Genomic DNA, 15,436 nt, shown 5'->3' on the forward strand with positions numbered 1-15,436 from the left:
TACGGGTCCTCCAGCTCGATCTCCTTGGCGATGGACACACCATCGTTGGTGATCGTGGGGGCACCCCACTTCTTCTCTAGGACGACGTTGCGGCCCTTGGGACCCAACGTCACCTTTACCGCGTCGGCGAGGCTGTTCAGGCCCCGCTCGAGGCCGCGCCGGGCCTCTTCGTCGTACGCAATTGTCTTGGCCATTGCGAAGTGATTCCTCCGGATTGGGGATGACACGTCCTGGCCGGGTGCAGTGCCCGCGACGGACGACCGGGCTGTCGTTGGGCCTGGTCTCACCGTCCCGACCTAGCACTCACCGGTCGCGAGTGCCAACGTCATTCTTAGCACTCGCCCATGTCGAGTGCAAGAAGACCCCGGCGGTTATCGCCCCGCGCGTAAACCGTCGACGACGACTTCGATCACCCGGTTGGCCAACTCCGAGTTGTACGCCTCCATCGCCTGGCAGCCGACCAGGATCGACTTGACCTCGCGCACGCCGACGTCGCGGCGCGCGGTGCCCGCTTCCTGCGCCGCGTGCAGCAGGTCGCCGAGCGCGGCCAGGAACGCATCCTCGGCGTCGGGCGCGACGCTCGCGATGTCGATGCCCAGCCCGGCCAGCGCGTCAACCAGCCCGCGGTCCGTCGCGCCCCACCGCAGCACCATCGAGCGCAGGAAACTGAACAGCGCTTCACCCGGACCGTCGGATTTCAGCAGGGCGTACCCGTCGTCGACGAGGTGCTGCATCCGGTCGTGGATGACGGCCTGAAAGAGCGCCTCCTTCGTTGGGAAGTGCCGGTAGACGGTGCCGGCCCCGACCCCGGCGCGCCGTGCGATCTCGTCGATCGGCACGGACAGGCCCTCGGCGGCAAAGGTGTCGTAGGCGACCTCCAGGACCCGCGCGCGGTTGCGCGCCGCGTCGGCGCGCAACGGTCGGGCAGCCGGCTGCGCCATGTGTCCATCGCCCTTTCGGTTGACAAAGCGGGGCGGGCGTTCCGTATAGTAACCAATCAACCGGAGCGCTCGCCCCGTTTACCTTACAAGCTTAGGAGCTTGCATGACCCCTTCTAAGGCCAAGTGGACCACCGCGGACATTCCCGACCAGACCGGCCGCGTCGCCGTCATCACCGGGGCCAATACCGGCCTCGGCTACGAGACCGCCGCCGCGCTCGCCGACCACGGAGCCCATGTGGTGATGGCGGTGCGCAACCTCGACAAGGGCAAGGACGCCGCCGCGCGGATCACCGCCAACAGCCCGCATGCCGATGTCGCGCTGCAGGAACTCGACCTGACCTCGCTGCAGTCCATCCGCGCCGCGGCGGAGCAGCTGCGCGCCGAGCACGACCGCATCGACCTGCTGATCAACAACGCCGGCGTCATGTACACGCCGAAATCGACCACTAAGGACGGCTTCGAGCTGCAGTTCGGCACCAACCACCTGGGCCACTTCGCCTTCACGGGCCTGCTGCTCGACCGGCTGTTGCCGGTTGCGGGTTCACGGGTTGTGACGGTCAGCAGCGTCGGCCACCGCATCCTGGCCGACATTCACTTCGACGATTTGCAGTGGGAGCGCCGCTACAACAGGGTCGCCGCCTACGGGCAGGCCAAGCTGGCGAACCTGCTCTTCACCTACGAACTGCAGCGGCGGCTGGCGCCCCACGGGACGACGATCGCCGCGGCCGCGCACCCCGGCATGTCGGACACCGAGTTGATGCGCAACATGCCCTCCTGGCTGCTCTCCGCGTTCGAGCGGCTCGCACCGCTCATCGCCCAGGACGCGGCCATCGGCGCGCTACCCACCCTGCGTGCCGCCACCGACCCGGCGGTGCTCGGCGGCCAGTACTACGGGCCCGACGGCCTCGGCCAGACTCGGGGCTATCCCAAGATCGTGGGGTCTAGCAAGAAGTCGCATGATGCCGATCGGCAGCGCCGATTGTGGGCGGTGTCGAAGGAGCTGACCGGGGTGGTCTACCCCGTCGACTGATCCGCGGCGCGGGCCACACTGGACTCATGTCCCTTGTCGTACCGCCCTATCCACCGCCCCGATACACCAAGGACGAGCCCGAGATCAGCGCGTGGCTCAAGCGCGCTGACGAGCCGCCCGACTACGAGACGTTCGGGACCAAGTACCACTACCTGGCCAACCAGCAGGCCACCGACGGCGACTACGGCCTGTACCGGGTCGACATCGCCCCGGCCGGCGGAGGGCCGCCGGCGCACTATCACCGCGCCATGTCCGAGGCGTTCTTCGTGCTGTCCGGGACGATGAAGCTCTTCGACGGCAACGAGTGGGTCGACGGCCACCAGGGCGACTTCCTCTACGTCCCGCCCGGCGGCATCCACGGTTTCCGCAACGAGGCCGACGAAGCGGCGTCGATCCTGATGCTGTTCGCCCCCGGCGCGCCGCGCGAGGCCTACTTCGAGGGTTTCGGCGCGCTGGCCGACATGACCGACGACGAACGCCGGGAATGGTTCATCCGTCACGACAATTACTGGATCCAATAGTCGTCGTGAACCAGCGTGCGAGTGCGTTCGAAGAATGTCCGCCCGCTGTAGGGCAGCTGCGTGACGACCTTTCCGCTCGGATGCCGGAAGTAGTTGGTGCACGCCAGCCAGACCTTGCCTTGCATGGCTGATTGGATCTCGTCGTTGTAGCGCCGCTGCGCGGCGGGCGTGACCTCGACGGTGCGTGCACCGCGGCCACCCAGCACATCGAGGATGTGGCGGATGAAGGTGGTCTGCGCCTCGTGGATGTACAGAATCGAGTTGACCCCGTTGGTATTTGGGCCGTACAGCGTGAAGAAGTTCGGATACCCGGTGATCAGCGTGCCGAGGTACGCCTCCGCGCCGTCGCTCCACTCGTCGCGCAAATGGCGGCCGCCGGTTCCGTACACCTCGATGCTGGAGAGGTAGTCGGCGGCTTTGAAGCCGGTGCCGTAGATGACGGTGTCGACGCGGTGTTCGACGCCGTCGACGGTGCGCACCCCCCGTTCGGTCAGCTCGGCGATGGCCGTCGTTTCCAGGCTGACGTTCGGCAACGCGAACGTCGGATACCACTCGCGCGACATCAGCGGGCGCTTGCAGCCGGCGGGATAGTCCGGCGTCAGCTTTGCGCGCAGCTCGGGGTCGGCCACCTTGCGCGCCAGATAGCTGCGGGCCAGCTCGGTCGCTTCGCGCGTCTGCGCGGCGTCCACGTCGAAGCTGGACGACTCGTAGGCATCGAAGGCCTCGTCGCGCAGCTTTTGCGCCATCTCGGGATGGCGTTCGAACTCCTCGTGCTGCTCGACCGTGAACGGAAAATCGAACCGGGGCGCGATCCAGATCGGGGTGCGCTGAAACACCGTGAGGTGCGCCGTCTTTGGCGCGATGGCGGGCACGTATTGGACCGCGCTGGCGCCCGTCCCGATCGACGCGACCCGCTCGCCGGCCGTCGACTTGCTGTGGTCCCAGCGCGACGAATGGAATTGGCGACCCCGAAACCGCTGCGCCCCAGGGATATCCGGGATGTGGGGCACATCGAGCATCCCCACGGCGCTAACCACGAAATCGAAGTCGTGCTCGGCGCCGTCGTCGGTAATCAGCGTCCAGCGGCGCCGAGAGTCGGACCAGCGCGCCGTGGTGACCGCGGTTCCCGGCCGCAGGTGTGGACCCAGCCCGTGCTCGGCGGCCACCTTCTCCAGGTAGGCCAGGATCTCGGGTTGGTTGGCATAGGTCTTGCTCCACCGCGGGTTCGGCGCGAACGAGTACGAGTACAGATGCGACGGCACGTCGCAGGCCGCGCCGGGAAAGGTGTTGTGGCGCCAGGTGCCGCCGAAGCCGTCGGCGCGATCGAAAATTGTGAAATCGTATCCGGCGTCGGCGAGTTGGATGCCCATCGCGATGCCGCCGGCGCCGGCACCGATGATCGCGACCCTGCGCCTCACCCCCATTGCGCGAAATAGGGTCGCTCGGGCCGGGTCTTCTCCACGAGGATGAACACCACTCCCCACGGGTCGACGAACCACGTCGTGCGCACCCGCGCGACATCCGCGATCCCGCTGACCAGAAAGCGCACGCCTTTGCCCTCCAGCTCCGCGCGCGTGGCGTCGAGGTCCTCACAGATCAGCCCGACGTGCGAGAGCCCGTGGTCGGTCAGGGCCGCGGCGGCGCGCTGCTCGCCGCCGTCGACGCCGAGATATTCGATCACCTCGAGGACGCGGTCGCTGCCGTCGTCGAACCCTACGATGGCCGCCTTCATCGTGGGGTCGGACACCATCTCGCCCATGTCGTCGCGAATGGCGTTACCGGCCATCACGTATGGCGGCGACAGCACACGCAGGCCCAATACGTCTCGATAGAACGCCACCGCGGCCTCGCAATCGGGCACGCACACGCCGGTGTGGGCCAACCCGGTAATCACGTTCTCGACTGTACGTCCGCGAGCCGGAAATCGGGGAGGGCCGATAATGGCCGAGTGCGCTCAGTCGACGAACATCAGCGTGTTGTATCGGGGATGATTCATGCCCGCCCGGCGGTCACGGTCGCGTTGGCCGAGGCCCAGGGTCTGGTCTTGGCCGAGGATGTGGTCGCGCAGCTGGCGCTGCCGGTTTTCGACAACTCCGCGATGGACGGGTATGCCGTGCGCGCCGAGGACACGTCGGAAGCCACACCGGAGCGCCCCGTAGTGCTGCCCGTCGCCGAGGACATTCCCGCCGGACGCACCGACCAGTTGACGCTCCAACCGAAAACCGCGCACCGGATCATGACCGGCGCTCCGCTGCCGGCTGGTGCGACGGCAATCGTGCCGGTCGAAGACACCGACGGCGGCGTGGACACCGTCGCGATTCGGGCGCCACGCGACCCCGGCAAGCACATCCGGCGGGCGGGCGAGGACGTCGCGCCCGGCACCACTGTGCTGCGCGCGGGTCAGGTCGTGACGCCGGCCGTCCTCGGCCTGGCCGCGGCGCTGGGCATGGCGGAGCTGACCGTGATCCCGCGCCAGCGGGTGCTGGTGATATCGACCGGGTCGGAGCTGGTGGCGCCCGGCACCCCGCTGCAGCCGGGGCAGATCTACGAGTCCAACTCGATCATGCTGGCCGGCGCCGTCCGCGAGGCGGGCGCCGAGGTAACCGCCGTCGCGACCGCCGAAGACGATGTCGCCCAATTCAGTTCGCTCCTCGACCGATACGCGGCCGATGCCGACCTGATCATCACCAGCGGCGGCGTCAGCGCGGGCGCCTACGAAGTCGTGAAGGACGCCTTCGGTCGGGACGGCGACCAGGGCGTGGAATTCGTGAAGGTGGCGATGCAACCCGGAATGCCGCAGGGCATCGGGAGGGTCGCGGGCACCACGATCGTCACCCTGCCCGGCAACCCGGTCAGCGCGCTGGTGTCCTTCGAGGTGTTCATCCGCCCCGCGCTGCGGGCGGCCATGGGACTCCCCGATCCCGAGCGCCCGCACCGGCCCGCGATCCTGGCCGAGTCGTTGACCTCGCCGCGCGGCAAGCGCCAATTCCGGCGCGCGATACTCGACGCCGACGGCGGCAGCGTCACGAGTTACGGCCCACCGGCGTCGCACCATTTGCGGTGGTTGGCATCGGCGAACGGGCTGCTGGACATCCCCGAGAACGTGGTGGAGGTGTCGGCCGGAACCCAACTGCAAGTCTGGGATCTGAGTTAGGCCGTCGCTCCGTAAGATGGCCGCGTGGCACGACGCCCCCGCACCATCGGCCCGACCGCCGAGGATCCGACTTTCGGCCCGCAACACATCGTGGAGTTGGTGCGCTCCACCATCCCGCCGGTGCACCCCGCAGGGCGACCGTTCATCGCCGCGGGTCTGGCGGTGGCCTTCGCCGGGCGCAACCACCGCTGGCTGCGCCGCGCGGGTTTACTCGCGGCGGGTGCCTGCGCGGGGTTCTTCCGTCATCCCCCGCGGGTGCCGCCCACCCGGCCAGGCGCCATCGTCGCCCCCGCCGACGGTGTGGTCTGCGTGATCGACTCCGCGGCCCCGCCGGCCGAACTCGGCATGGCGGAGACACCGCTGCCGCGGGTCAGTATCTTCCTGTCGCTCTTGGACGCCCACGTGCAGCGCGCCCCGGTCAGCGGTGAGGTGATCGCGATGCAGCACCGGCCGGGCCGCTTCGGGTCGGCCGATCTGGCCTCGGCGAGCACCGACAACGAGCGCACCAGCCTGCGGATCCGGACGGCCGGCGGCGCCGACGTCGTCGCCGTGCAGATCGCCGGTCTGCTGGCGCGCCGCATCGTGTGCGACGCGCACGTCGGCGACAAGCTGTCGATCGGCGACACCTACGGCCTGATCCGGTTCGGCTCCCGGCTGGACACCTACCTGCCGCCGGGCGCGGAGCCACTTGTCAAGGTGGGGCAGCGAGCGGTCGCCGGCGAGACCGTACTGGCGGAGCTGCCGTGATCAGCAGGCCCCGCGCCAGGCGGCCGGTAAACCTGCAGATCCTGCCCAGCGCGATGACGGTGTTGTCCATCTGCGCGGGGTTGACGTCGATCAGGTTCGCCCTCGAGCATCAGCCCAAAGCCGCGATGGCACTGATCGCCGCGGCGGCGATCCTGGACGGCCTCGACGGCCGGGTGGCCCGCATCCTCGACGCCCAGTCGCGGCTCGGCGCGGAGATCGACTCACTGGCCGACGCGGTGAACTTCGGAGTGACGCCCGCGCTGGTGGTCTACGTGACCATGCTGTCGAAGTCGCCGGCGGGCTGGGTCGTCGTGCTGCTGTACGCGGTCTGCGTGGTGCTGCGGCTGGCCCGATACAACGCCCTGCAAGACGACGGAACCCAGCCGTCGTACACGCATGAATTCTTCGTCGGGATGCCCGCGCCGGCCGGCGCGATCTCGATGATCGGGCTGATCGGCCTCAAGTTGCAGTTCGGCGAGGGCTGGTGGACGTCGGCGACGTTCCTGTGCATCTGGATCACCGGCACGTCCGCGCTCATGATCAGCAAGATCCCCATGCGCAAGATGCACGCCGCCGCGGTGCCGCCGAACTGGGCGGCTCCGCTGCTGGCCCTGCTGGCGATCGCCGCGGCCGCCGCGGTGCTGGCTCCCTACATGCTGATCTGGGTGATCATCATCGCCTACCTGTGCCACGTCCCGTTCGCGGTGCACAGCCAGCGCTGGCTGGCCGCGCACCCGGAGGCATGGGACGACGAACCCAAGCAGCGGCGCGCGACGCGGCGCGCGATCCGCCAGGCGCATCCGAACCGCCGATCGATGACGCGGCTGGGGCTGCGCAAGCCGGGCAGGCGGCTGCCGTGAACCCCGACGCCGGTGATAAAGCGGGCCGTCAGCTCACACTCACCGCGCGGCTGAACACCTCGGCCGTCGACTCACGCCGCGGCGTGATCCGATTACACCCGAATGCCATTGCCGCCCTTGGCATCCGGGAATGGGATGCGGTGTCGCTGACCGGATCGCGGACCACGGCGGCGGTGGCCGGCCTCGCCGACCAGGACATCCCGGTGAGCATCGTGCTGCTCGACGACGTGACGCTGTCCAACGCCGGGCTGCGCGAGGGTACCGCCGTGATCGTCACCCCGGTCACCGTCTACGGCGCGCGGTCGGTGATGCTGTCCGGCTCGACGCTGACCACCCAGTCGATCACGCCGACGAACCTGCGACAAGCCCTGCTGGGCAAGGTGATGACGGTCGGCGACGCCGTGTCGCTGCTGCCGCGCGACCTGGGCCCGGGTACGTCCACATCGGCGGCCAGCCGGGCACTGGCGTCGGCGGTCGGGATCAGCTGGACGTCGGAGCTGCTGACCGTCACCGGCGTCGACCCCGAGGGACCCGTCAGCGTGCAACCGAACTCACTTGTCACCTGGGGCGCCGGCGTACCCCCGAGCACCGCCGCGGCCCCCGCCCGGGGATCAGCCAGCCTCGCGAACCCCCCGATCCACGCCGAGGACCTCAAGGGCGCGCAGGCGCAGGCCGCCAAGCTCACCGAATGGCTCAAGCTGGCGCTCGACGAACCGCATCTGCTGAAAACCCTTGGCGCCGGGACTAATTTGGGTGTGCTGGTGTCGGGTCCGGCCGGCGTCGGCAAGGCGACGCTGGTCCGCGCGGTGAGCGCCGGTCGCAGGCTGGTTGAGCTCGACGGCCCGGAGGTCGGCGCCCTGGCCGCCGAGGATCGGTTGAAGGCCGTGGCCGCGGCGGCGACAACGATCCGCGACGGCGGCGGTGTCCTGATGATCAGCGACGTCGACGCCCTGCTGCCGGAAGCCGCCGAGCCGGTCGCCGCCCTCATCCTCGCCGAGCTGCGCATCGCGGTGGCCACCGACGGAGTCGCGTTGATCGCCACCTCCTCGCGGCCCGACCAGCTTGACGCGCGGCTGCGCGCCCCCGAACTGTGTGACCGCGAACTCGGCCTGACGCTGCCCGACGCGGACACCCGCGAGGCACTGCTGGAGACGCTGCTCAAGCCGGTACCCACGGGCGACCTCGACCTCGACGAAATCGCCGGCCGCACACCGGGTTTCGTTGCCGCGGACCTGGCCGCGCTGGTGCGCGAAGCGGCCCTGCGGGCCGCCTCGCGTGCCAGCGTCGACGGTCAGCCGCCCAAGCTGGAGCAGTCCGACCTCGTCGGTGCGCTCAGCGTCATCCGGCCGCTATCCCGTTCGGCCAGCGAGGAACTGACCGTCGGCAACGTCACGCTCGACGACGTGGGCGACATGGCCGAGGCCAAGCAGGCGCTGACCGAAGCGGTGTTGTGGCCGTTGCAGCATCCCGACACGTTCGCCCGGCTGGGCGTCGACCCGCCGCGCGGGGTGCTGCTGTACGGGCCGCCGGGGTGCGGCAAGACCTTCGTGGTCCGCGCGCTGGCCAGCACCGGACAGCTGAGCGTGCACGCGGTCAAAGGCTCCGAGCTGATGGACAAGTGGGTGGGCGCGTCGGAGAAGGCCGTCCGCGAGCTGTTCCGGCGGGCCCGCGATTCCGCGCCGTCGCTGGTGTTCCTCGACGAGATCGATGCGCTGGCGCCGCGGCGCGGCCAGAGCTTCGACTCCGGCGTGACCGACAAAGTCGTCGCCGCCCTGCTCACCGAACTCGACGGCATCGACCCGCTGCGCGACGTCGTGGTGCTGGGTGCCACCAACCGGCCCGATCTGATCGACCCCGCGCTGCTCCGCCCGGGCCGGCTGGAGCGGCTGGTGTTCGTCGAACCACCCGACGCCGCCGCCCGCCGCGAAATCCTGCGCACCGCAGGCAAATCCATCCCGCTGAGCGCCGACGTCAACCTCGACGACGTCGCCGCGGAACTCGACGGCTACAGCGCGGCCGATTGCGTGGCCCTGCTGCGGGAGGCCGCGCTCAGCGCGATGCGCCGGTCCATCGACGCCGCCGACGTGACGGCGGCCGATCTCGCGGCGGCCCGCAAAACCGTGCGCCCCTCGCTGGATCCGGTCCAGGTGGACGCGCTACGCGCGTTCGCCAAAGCTCTCTAACATCGCCCTCGCCGCGGCAGCCACGTCGGCTTCGAGCCAGCGTGGCAACGGATCGTCGTGCGCGTGGCGCCGCACCACCGCGTACGGCAGGTCGGCAACCGCCCGGGAGACCGCATCGACGGACCGCGCACTGCCGCTGCCGAACAGCTCCCGCGCCAGGCCGCGGACCCGCTGGATCAGCGGCGCGTTCATCGCCGCCAGCGTCTCGGAGAACGCCGCGTCGGGCTCGCCGTCGAGCAGATCACCCGGCCGCATCGTCAACAACAGCCGGGCGTCCTCGGGAAGTTCGCGAGTAAAACCGATGGCCGTGACGGCCATCGCGACGGCGCTCTCCATCGGGTCGGTCGTTTTCGTCCCCGCCGCCATTGCCCGCGCCTGAAAGCGTTCCAGCGCCCTCAGCCATGCCGCCGCCAAGATGCCGTCGCGGTTGCCGAACCGGTGATACAGCGTGCCGGCCGGCGCACCGCTGGACTTCGCGATCGCCGCCACGCTCGCCGCCCGCGGTCCGCCGTCGAGCACCAAGGCGCGTGCTGCGTCGAGGATCACATTGGTTTCGTGCTTCCGCGGTGGGGCCATGATCTAGTACGATCCTTCTATATGGAACGATTACCCTATATCGATGAGCATGCCATAACCGTTGACGCGAATCGCGACGACACGTGGTCGGCGCTGCTGCAAGTGATGTGCCGCGACCCCCGCGACCCCTCCACCGTGCCCCCCGGTTTCGTGCTGGACGAGGCGCGCCCACCCGAACGGTTCGCGCTTAAGGGACGCCACCCGTTCGCGGTGTACCGCTGGGTGTTCGAGCTGGACGAATCGGGGCAGCGGACAAGGCTGCGGGCGGCGACGTGGGCGGATTTCCCGGGCCCGCACGGCGGGGCCTATCGCGCGCTGGTCATCGGCACCGGCGGGCACCGCGTCGCGGTGCGATGGACGCTGCGACGCATCGCCGGGGCCGTGCGCGCGGCGCGGGCGGAAACCGGCGAGAGCGCCGCCGACTACGCGGACATCTTCGAAGTCCCCATCCTGCAGGGCGACTCGCGCACCGCCGAACAGGCGTTCCGCGACGGCCTCGGGGGCGAACCGGGCGCCCTGGCCGGCGTCGTCCCATGGATCCACCGCCACATCCTGAGATTTCGCCTGGGCCCGTATTCCTCGCCCGAGCACGTAATCGGCTGGCCGATCGCGCATTCGGATCGCGACGAGATCGTGCTGGCGACGGGCGGGCCCCTGATGGATGCCCGGCTGACGCTGCGACGCGAGGACGGACGGCGAGCCGTCCTCACCACGCGCCTGCATTACCGTCACAAGCTCGCCGCCCGAGCCGTCTGGACCGCGGTCGGTCCGCTGCACCGCATCGTGGCGCCACGGCTGATGGCGCGCAGCGCCCGTCGCGGCCTCACCCGCGGAGCGACCGTCCCTTGAGCCTGGGCCTGACCTGGGGTGTGCGGCCAACGGAACGAACCGTGCCGCTGCCCTGCGACGCATTGCGCCCGCGCGCCGGCGTCCAGGCCGACCGCGCGATCAGCATCGCCGCGCCGCCGTCGATCGTGTTCTGCTGGCTGTGCCAGTTGCGCGTAGCACCCTATAGCTATGACATCCTGGACAACCTCGGCCGCCGCAGTCCTCGAGCGCGCGACCCCGAACTGGTTCACCTCGAAGTGGGACAGCGATTCATGACCTTGTTCACCTTGCAGTCGTTCACCGACGACGAGCAGATCACCTTGCGGTCCAAGGGCGTCGCGGTCACCTACGCGGTCCGGCCCGAGGGACCCGGCTCGCGGCTGCACGCGCGCGTGTGGTTCGCGGGGCCCCGGCTGCCCGCTCGCGCGCTGGCCCTCGGCGACCTGGTGATGATGCGCAAGCAGCTGCTCACGCTGAAGTCCCTGGCCGAGCGGGAAGCCGGACCGCGATGACCGAACGCCCGACGGCCGTGCAGGTCGTCGAGGGAATCGACCTGTCCGGCAAGGCATGTGTGATCACGGGCGCGTCGTCCGGGCTGGGCCGGGAGTCGGCGCGGGCGCTGGCCGCCGCGGGCGCGCACGTGGTGCTGGCCGCGCGCAACCATGATGCGCTGGCCCAGACCGCCGAATGGATTCGGGCCGAAGTGCCCGGCGCGCGGGCGTCGACGGTTCACCTCGACCTCACCGCGCTGGCCAGCGTGCGCGCGGCGGCCACAGCGATCGGCGACCTCGCGCCCGCGATTCACGTGTTGATGAACAACGCCGGGGTGATGTTCACGCCGTTCGGGCGCACCCACGATGGGTTCGAACTACAAATCGGGACAAACCATTTCGGACATTTCGAGCTCACCCGGCTCCTCGTCCCGCAGCTCGCGGCCGCCGGAGACGCCCGCATCGTCATGCTGTCGTCGCGCGGTCACCTCCTGGGCGACATCGACTTCGGCGATCCCAACTGGGAGCGCCGCGAATACGACAAGTTCGCCGCGTACGGCGCGTCCAAGACGGCGAACATCCTGCATGCCGTCGAGGCGGACCGGCGCCTGCGCGAGAACGGAATCCGCGCCTACGCCGTCCACCCCGGCACCGTGGCCACCTCGCTGGCGCGGTACATGTCCCGCTCGGATTTCTCCCGGCTACGCGAACACGCCGCGGCCAGCGGCGCGGCACGCGGCGAAGCGTCCGACGGCTTCCTCGACGTCGTGACGCCCGAACACGGTGCGGCCACGCAGGTTTGGGCCGCGGTAAGCCCCGAGTTGGCTGATCGGGGTGGCTTGTATCTCGAAGACTGCGGCGTCAGCGAAGCCGTCGCGCCCTATGCCCGCGACACGCAGCGCGCGGCACAGTTATGGACGCTCTCCGAGAAGTTGTTGAACCGATGATGAACACAACCTTAGGTCGGTTACATCCGACGGCCCGGCAATGGCCCACTACAGTCTCCTGTATTTGCGCCGCAGGTACCACAACATGACCACGCCCGCCGCGATTACGGCCAACCCCCCGGAGATGAACGCAATATCGAGGGCGAGGTCCGCCGGTTGGTAGGCTCGTCCGCCACGCACATGAACGTCCACCTGTGATCCGACCGCTGGCGGATTCTTGTAAACGTCTATCCACCCCCCGCTCCACGTCGACAAGGGGTAGATCGGGCCGGTCCGTGATGCTCCCCCGACGCTCCACATGGCGTTGCACCGGTATCCGACGATCCCCCGGTACTCGTGCGGCACGCAGTTAACGACCGTCGCCCTCGCGGGCGTGCCAGAATCGAAAACCTCGGGCAACACACCTTCTTCGGCCACACGCACCCCGGCGTACACAACCATGCCGGCAAAGATGACGCCGATCCACGCCAAGGCCCGCGCTAGCTTGCGGCGACTACGTCCCGTTCCCACCCCGGGATTCGCCGGCAACGGCGGCCGCGACTGGGGGAGATCTGCGCCGCCGACCGCCGCGTCTGGTTGATATTGCAGATCGGGGATTCGCCTGGCGGACTCATTGCGAGCCAGCAGCAGCAAATCGTGCCGTCGCCTGCCGAGGTTCAGCACGACGAACCCAGCGATGAAAAAGGCTAAGCACCACCAATAGCGCGAAAAATCAATCATCGCGGGAAGTCCACCACAAATCAGCACCAAACCCCCGACGATCATTAGCCATGCCTTCTTCATGGGTGTCCCCGTTGTTGTCAAAGAGTGCCGGACGGAATCTAGGCGGTTCGGTCGGTAGCCGCTGCGTCTTTCAGATTGGTGGCCATCCCGAATGTCTGAGCGAGCATCAGCAAATCCGCCGCGGAGACGACATAAGCAGGGCGTTCGTTCGAACCAGACACGTTGCCGTGCCACGAGAATCGAAATCCCGACTTGACCGCCTCCAGACATCCGATGGTCAGTGGTTGCACGCCCGGAACACACACGGCCAGGCCTGCGATCCCGGGATAGTCATACGTGCTGCCATCGCCGCTCGTGACACTGTCGGGCTGAAAAATCACCGGTGTCGCGGTCACCTGCGCACGCGACGCCGAGGCACTGGGCGCATCGCTGTCGGGGTCGATCACTCCGACCGCACGGTTGTCCACGTCCAGAACGAGACTGGGCCGCGAGAGTGATTGCTGAAGTCGCAACTGTTTACGGAAGGCGAACGATCCCAACTGTTCCGCCAAGTATGGGTTGGGAAAAAGCAGACACCGAGTCGGTTCCTCTGGTGCGGGCCCGCGTACACCCATCCCCGTTGGGCGGCCACCGACGGCGAGAAGCTCATCGAACTCCGCAGTCGGTAACCACGCATCGACGGCCTGGACGGGTGGCGCTTCGAGGCGCGTTGCGGGAGTAATGCGACGATCTCGTGCGCCAAGAACGAAGCGCTGACGGCCACAGCGCAGGTGCAGCGCTACGCCCATCGTCACCCATGGACCGAGCTTTGCCTCATGGAGTGAAAAGACATCGCCGGGCCGCAGATTGACGGTCAGGTCATCGCCCGTGACGGCAATCACGACCCGTTGGCGCGAACGCCACCACGCGTACGCCAACCAAACCAACGGAACCAGCATGACGACGGCCGCTGCGGAGCCCAGGCCCAAGCCGATCCCCATGCCCACGCCCGCGCTAGCTCCGACGCCCACGCCGACGCCCAAACCGACGCCGATCGTCGCGCCGTATGCGACAGCGAGGGTTCGCTTTCCGGTCGCGAATTCATTCATTTTGGAGGAAACGGAGGGAGGGGTGGCCACGAACCGGCGCACCGCATCCGATCCGTCGTTGACGTTCATTCCGAATGCCTCCGCTTGCGTCCGACACCAATCATTGGGACCCACCGACACATTCGAGTTCGGTGGTTACTGCAATACCGCGGTGCATTGAGCACATCGGCGCGTTGTTCTTGAATCACCCAGTCATCCAAAGCATTGCGGCCCGTCATTCGGGCACGCCGATCTCGTCGCAGATCGGCGGGATGATGATCAAGTTGCCGCGTGGGGTGCAGAAGGGATGCGGGGGCGGCGGCGCCGGCGACGGCGGAGGTGTAAAGACCGGGGCCGGAGTGTCCGCCGAAACGAAGCTGCGCACCGGATTTCCGTGCGTGTCGACCATCCGCACATTGCCCTGCCCGAACGGAACCTCATACCAGGTGTGGCACACACCCATGTCCCATTGAATGCCCCGGAACGGCAATCCTTGCCCAGGACACCAGTTGTGTGGCTGCGGAGAGAACGTGTCGGCATGGGCTGCAGCGGTTGACAGGCCGAATACGGCGACCGCCGCGCCAGCCGACAGCAGCGCGCTGGCGATCTTCTTTATTGTGCGATGGTGCGGCATGGCCTCGCGTTCCTTCCCTGACGGTCTGCGTCGCATGAGTAATTGGCTACCGGGATCACTACACAAGTGCCGGCGCGCTACCGATCCCAACAACCCCGGCCAAAGATGTTGCGCCCCGCTTGGGGACCGCGATCGCGTCGACGCGAATCAGCCTGTCAGACAATGCAAGTCACTCCGTAGCGGCCGCCAGCCCCTGATCACGGTGTTCCTGAACACATGAAAGGAAACCCGCACCATGGCTTTTGCGTCGCCTCCGGCGGCGGCGGATCAGGCCCATCCCAAACACCGGGGGCAACGTTTCCATGTCCCCAGACGACGCCCCACCAAGTGTGGCAGCGGGTCATGTCCCACTGAACATCCAGTCCCGGGCCTCCGTGGTTGTTACGTGAGTTTGTACCGCTCATTGGATCCCCCGGGCACCACGTCCATGGGTTACCGCCTGACAAGGGACCGTGCATCGGCGGCGCAAGGCCGGGATCGGCCTGGGTGGTGCCTGCCGCCAGGCCCATACCCGTGACCGCGACGCCCCCCGATAGCAGTGTCCCCGCGATAATCTTCTTCAGAGTGTGCTCGGTGTTCATGCTGTGTGTCCTTCGTCGTCCGTTGCCGACGCCCCGCGCGGAACAATCCGCCGCTCGGCCAGTTTTCACTGATGATGTGCCGACTCCTTGTCTCCGGTGGGGTCTGCGGTTGGCAGAACGGACGCGTCCCGGCGGCGGGGCCGGGGCGCGTGT

17 protein-coding genes are annotated in these 15,436 nt (G+C 68.3%); 9 read left to right on the forward strand and 8 right to left on the reverse strand.

The features are described 5' to 3' along the window. On the reverse strand, positions 1 to 194 hold a 194-nt coding region (locus A5736_RS10160), incomplete at its 3' end, for a TCP-1/cpn60 chaperonin family protein (RefSeq protein WP_305800075.1). 177 nt (positions 195 to 371) lie between these two features. After that, the gene (locus tag A5736_RS10165; protein ID WP_076245976.1) at positions 372 to 941 is read right to left on the reverse strand and encodes a TetR/AcrR family transcriptional regulator; all 570 of its coding nucleotides are present in this window, start codon (positions 939 to 941) and stop codon (positions 372 to 374) included. A 103-nt stretch (positions 942 to 1,044) separates the two neighbouring features. Here A5736_RS10165 and A5736_RS10170 point away from each other — a divergent pair, with 103 nt between their 5' ends. After that, a complete protein-coding gene (locus tag A5736_RS10170; RefSeq protein ID WP_076245977.1) occupies positions 1,045 to 1,971 on the forward strand; it encodes an SDR family NAD(P)-dependent oxidoreductase in 927 nt (308 codons plus the stop codon). A gap of 26 nt (positions 1,972 to 1,997) precedes the next feature. Continuing rightward, positions 1,998 to 2,492 (forward strand): cupin domain-containing protein, encoded by a 495-nt coding sequence (locus tag A5736_RS10175; protein WP_076126744.1) that lies wholly within the window; start codon positions 1,998 to 2,000, stop codon positions 2,490 to 2,492. On the opposite strand, the gene A5736_RS10180 is transcribed toward A5736_RS10175, so the two are convergent. Together A5736_RS10180 and A5736_RS10185 are read right to left on the reverse strand one after the other, a co-directional pair. Then, positions 2,477 to 3,916 (reverse strand): NAD(P)/FAD-dependent oxidoreductase, encoded by a 1,440-nt coding sequence (locus A5736_RS10180; protein WP_076245979.1) that lies wholly within the window; start codon positions 3,914 to 3,916, stop codon positions 2,477 to 2,479. The two genes, A5736_RS10175 and A5736_RS10180, sit on opposite strands and share 16 nt — an antisense overlap. Continuing rightward, a complete protein-coding gene (locus A5736_RS10185; protein WP_076126740.1) occupies positions 3,907 to 4,386 on the reverse strand; it encodes a VOC family protein in 480 nt (159 codons plus the stop codon). Before A5736_RS10185 ends, A5736_RS10180 begins: the two co-directional genes overlap by 10 nt. A 54-nt stretch (positions 4,387 to 4,440) precedes the next feature. Between A5736_RS10185 and glp the strand changes: the two genes are divergently transcribed. From glp to A5736_RS10205, 4 genes are read left to right on the forward strand one after another with little or no spacing between them, the layout of a single operon-like run. Next, a complete protein-coding gene (gene glp / locus A5736_RS10190; RefSeq protein WP_076245981.1) occupies positions 4,441 to 5,646 on the forward strand; it encodes a gephyrin-like molybdotransferase Glp in 1,206 nt (401 codons plus the stop codon). Between the two features lie 24 nt (positions 5,647 to 5,670). Next, positions 5,671 to 6,393 (forward strand): phosphatidylserine decarboxylase, encoded by a 723-nt coding sequence (locus A5736_RS10195; protein WP_076126735.1) that lies wholly within the window; start codon positions 5,671 to 5,673, stop codon positions 6,391 to 6,393. Beyond that, positions 6,390 to 7,253: a CDP-diacylglycerol--serine O-phosphatidyltransferase gene (pssA, locus tag A5736_RS10200; RefSeq protein WP_076126733.1), complete on the forward strand. Its 864-nt coding sequence runs from the start codon at positions 6,390 to 6,392 to the stop codon at positions 7,251 to 7,253. Before A5736_RS10195 ends, pssA begins: the two co-directional genes overlap by 4 nt. After that, complete coding sequence (locus A5736_RS10205) at positions 7,250 to 9,436, forward strand: AAA family ATPase (protein WP_076245983.1); 2,187 nt, start codon at positions 7,250 to 7,252, stop codon at positions 9,434 to 9,436. The genes pssA and A5736_RS10205 overlap by 4 nt, the downstream gene beginning before the upstream one ends. Here the strand turns inward: A5736_RS10205 and A5736_RS10210 are convergent. Continuing rightward, on the reverse strand, positions 9,410 to 10,012 hold the full coding sequence (locus A5736_RS10210; RefSeq protein WP_076245985.1) for a TetR/AcrR family transcriptional regulator: 603 nt from the start codon (positions 10,010 to 10,012) through the stop codon (positions 9,410 to 9,412). The genes A5736_RS10205 and A5736_RS10210 overlap by 27 nt on opposite strands. A 21-nt stretch (positions 10,013 to 10,033) precedes the next feature. Between A5736_RS10210 and A5736_RS10215 the strand changes: the two genes are divergently transcribed. Genes A5736_RS10215 through A5736_RS10225 form a run of 3 tightly spaced genes read left to right on the forward strand, consistent with a single transcriptional unit; the run spans position 10,034 to position 12,278 of the window. Further along, the gene (locus tag A5736_RS10215; protein WP_076245986.1) at positions 10,034 to 10,861 is read left to right on the forward strand and encodes a DUF2867 domain-containing protein; all 828 of its coding nucleotides are present in this window, start codon (positions 10,034 to 10,036) and stop codon (positions 10,859 to 10,861) included. Next, complete coding sequence (locus A5736_RS10220; RefSeq protein WP_076245988.1) at positions 10,858 to 11,352, forward strand: hypothetical protein; 495 nt, start codon at positions 10,858 to 10,860, stop codon at positions 11,350 to 11,352. The genes A5736_RS10215 and A5736_RS10220 overlap by 4 nt, the downstream gene beginning before the upstream one ends. Beyond that, entirely contained in the window at positions 11,349 to 12,278 is a 930-nt protein-coding gene (locus A5736_RS10225) for an SDR family NAD(P)-dependent oxidoreductase (RefSeq protein ID WP_076245990.1), read from the forward strand. Before A5736_RS10220 ends, A5736_RS10225 begins: the two co-directional genes overlap by 4 nt. A gap of 48 nt (positions 12,279 to 12,326) precedes the next feature. Here the strand turns inward: A5736_RS10225 and A5736_RS10230 are convergent, their stop codons facing one another. From A5736_RS10230 to A5736_RS10240, 3 genes are all read right to left on the reverse strand, one after another. After that, positions 12,327 to 12,998: a hypothetical protein gene (locus tag A5736_RS10230; RefSeq protein WP_139333240.1), complete on the reverse strand. Its 672-nt coding sequence runs from the start codon at positions 12,996 to 12,998 to the stop codon at positions 12,327 to 12,329. Between the two features lie 101 nt (positions 12,999 to 13,099). Continuing rightward, positions 13,100 to 14,158, reverse strand: coding sequence for a hypothetical protein (locus tag A5736_RS10235; protein WP_076245993.1), 1,059 nt, complete (start codon positions 14,156 to 14,158; stop codon positions 13,100 to 13,102). 145 nt (positions 14,159 to 14,303) lie between these two features. Then, the gene (locus A5736_RS10240) at positions 14,304 to 14,702 is read right to left on the reverse strand and encodes a hypothetical protein (RefSeq protein WP_076245995.1); all 399 of its coding nucleotides are present in this window, start codon (positions 14,700 to 14,702) and stop codon (positions 14,304 to 14,306) included. Positions 14,703 to 15,436 lie beyond the last annotated feature (734 nt).

The organism is Mycobacterium sp. SP-6446, assembly GCF_001954045.1.
In the GTDB taxonomy this organism is placed as follows: Bacteria; Actinomycetota; Actinomycetes; order Mycobacteriales; family Mycobacteriaceae; genus Mycobacterium.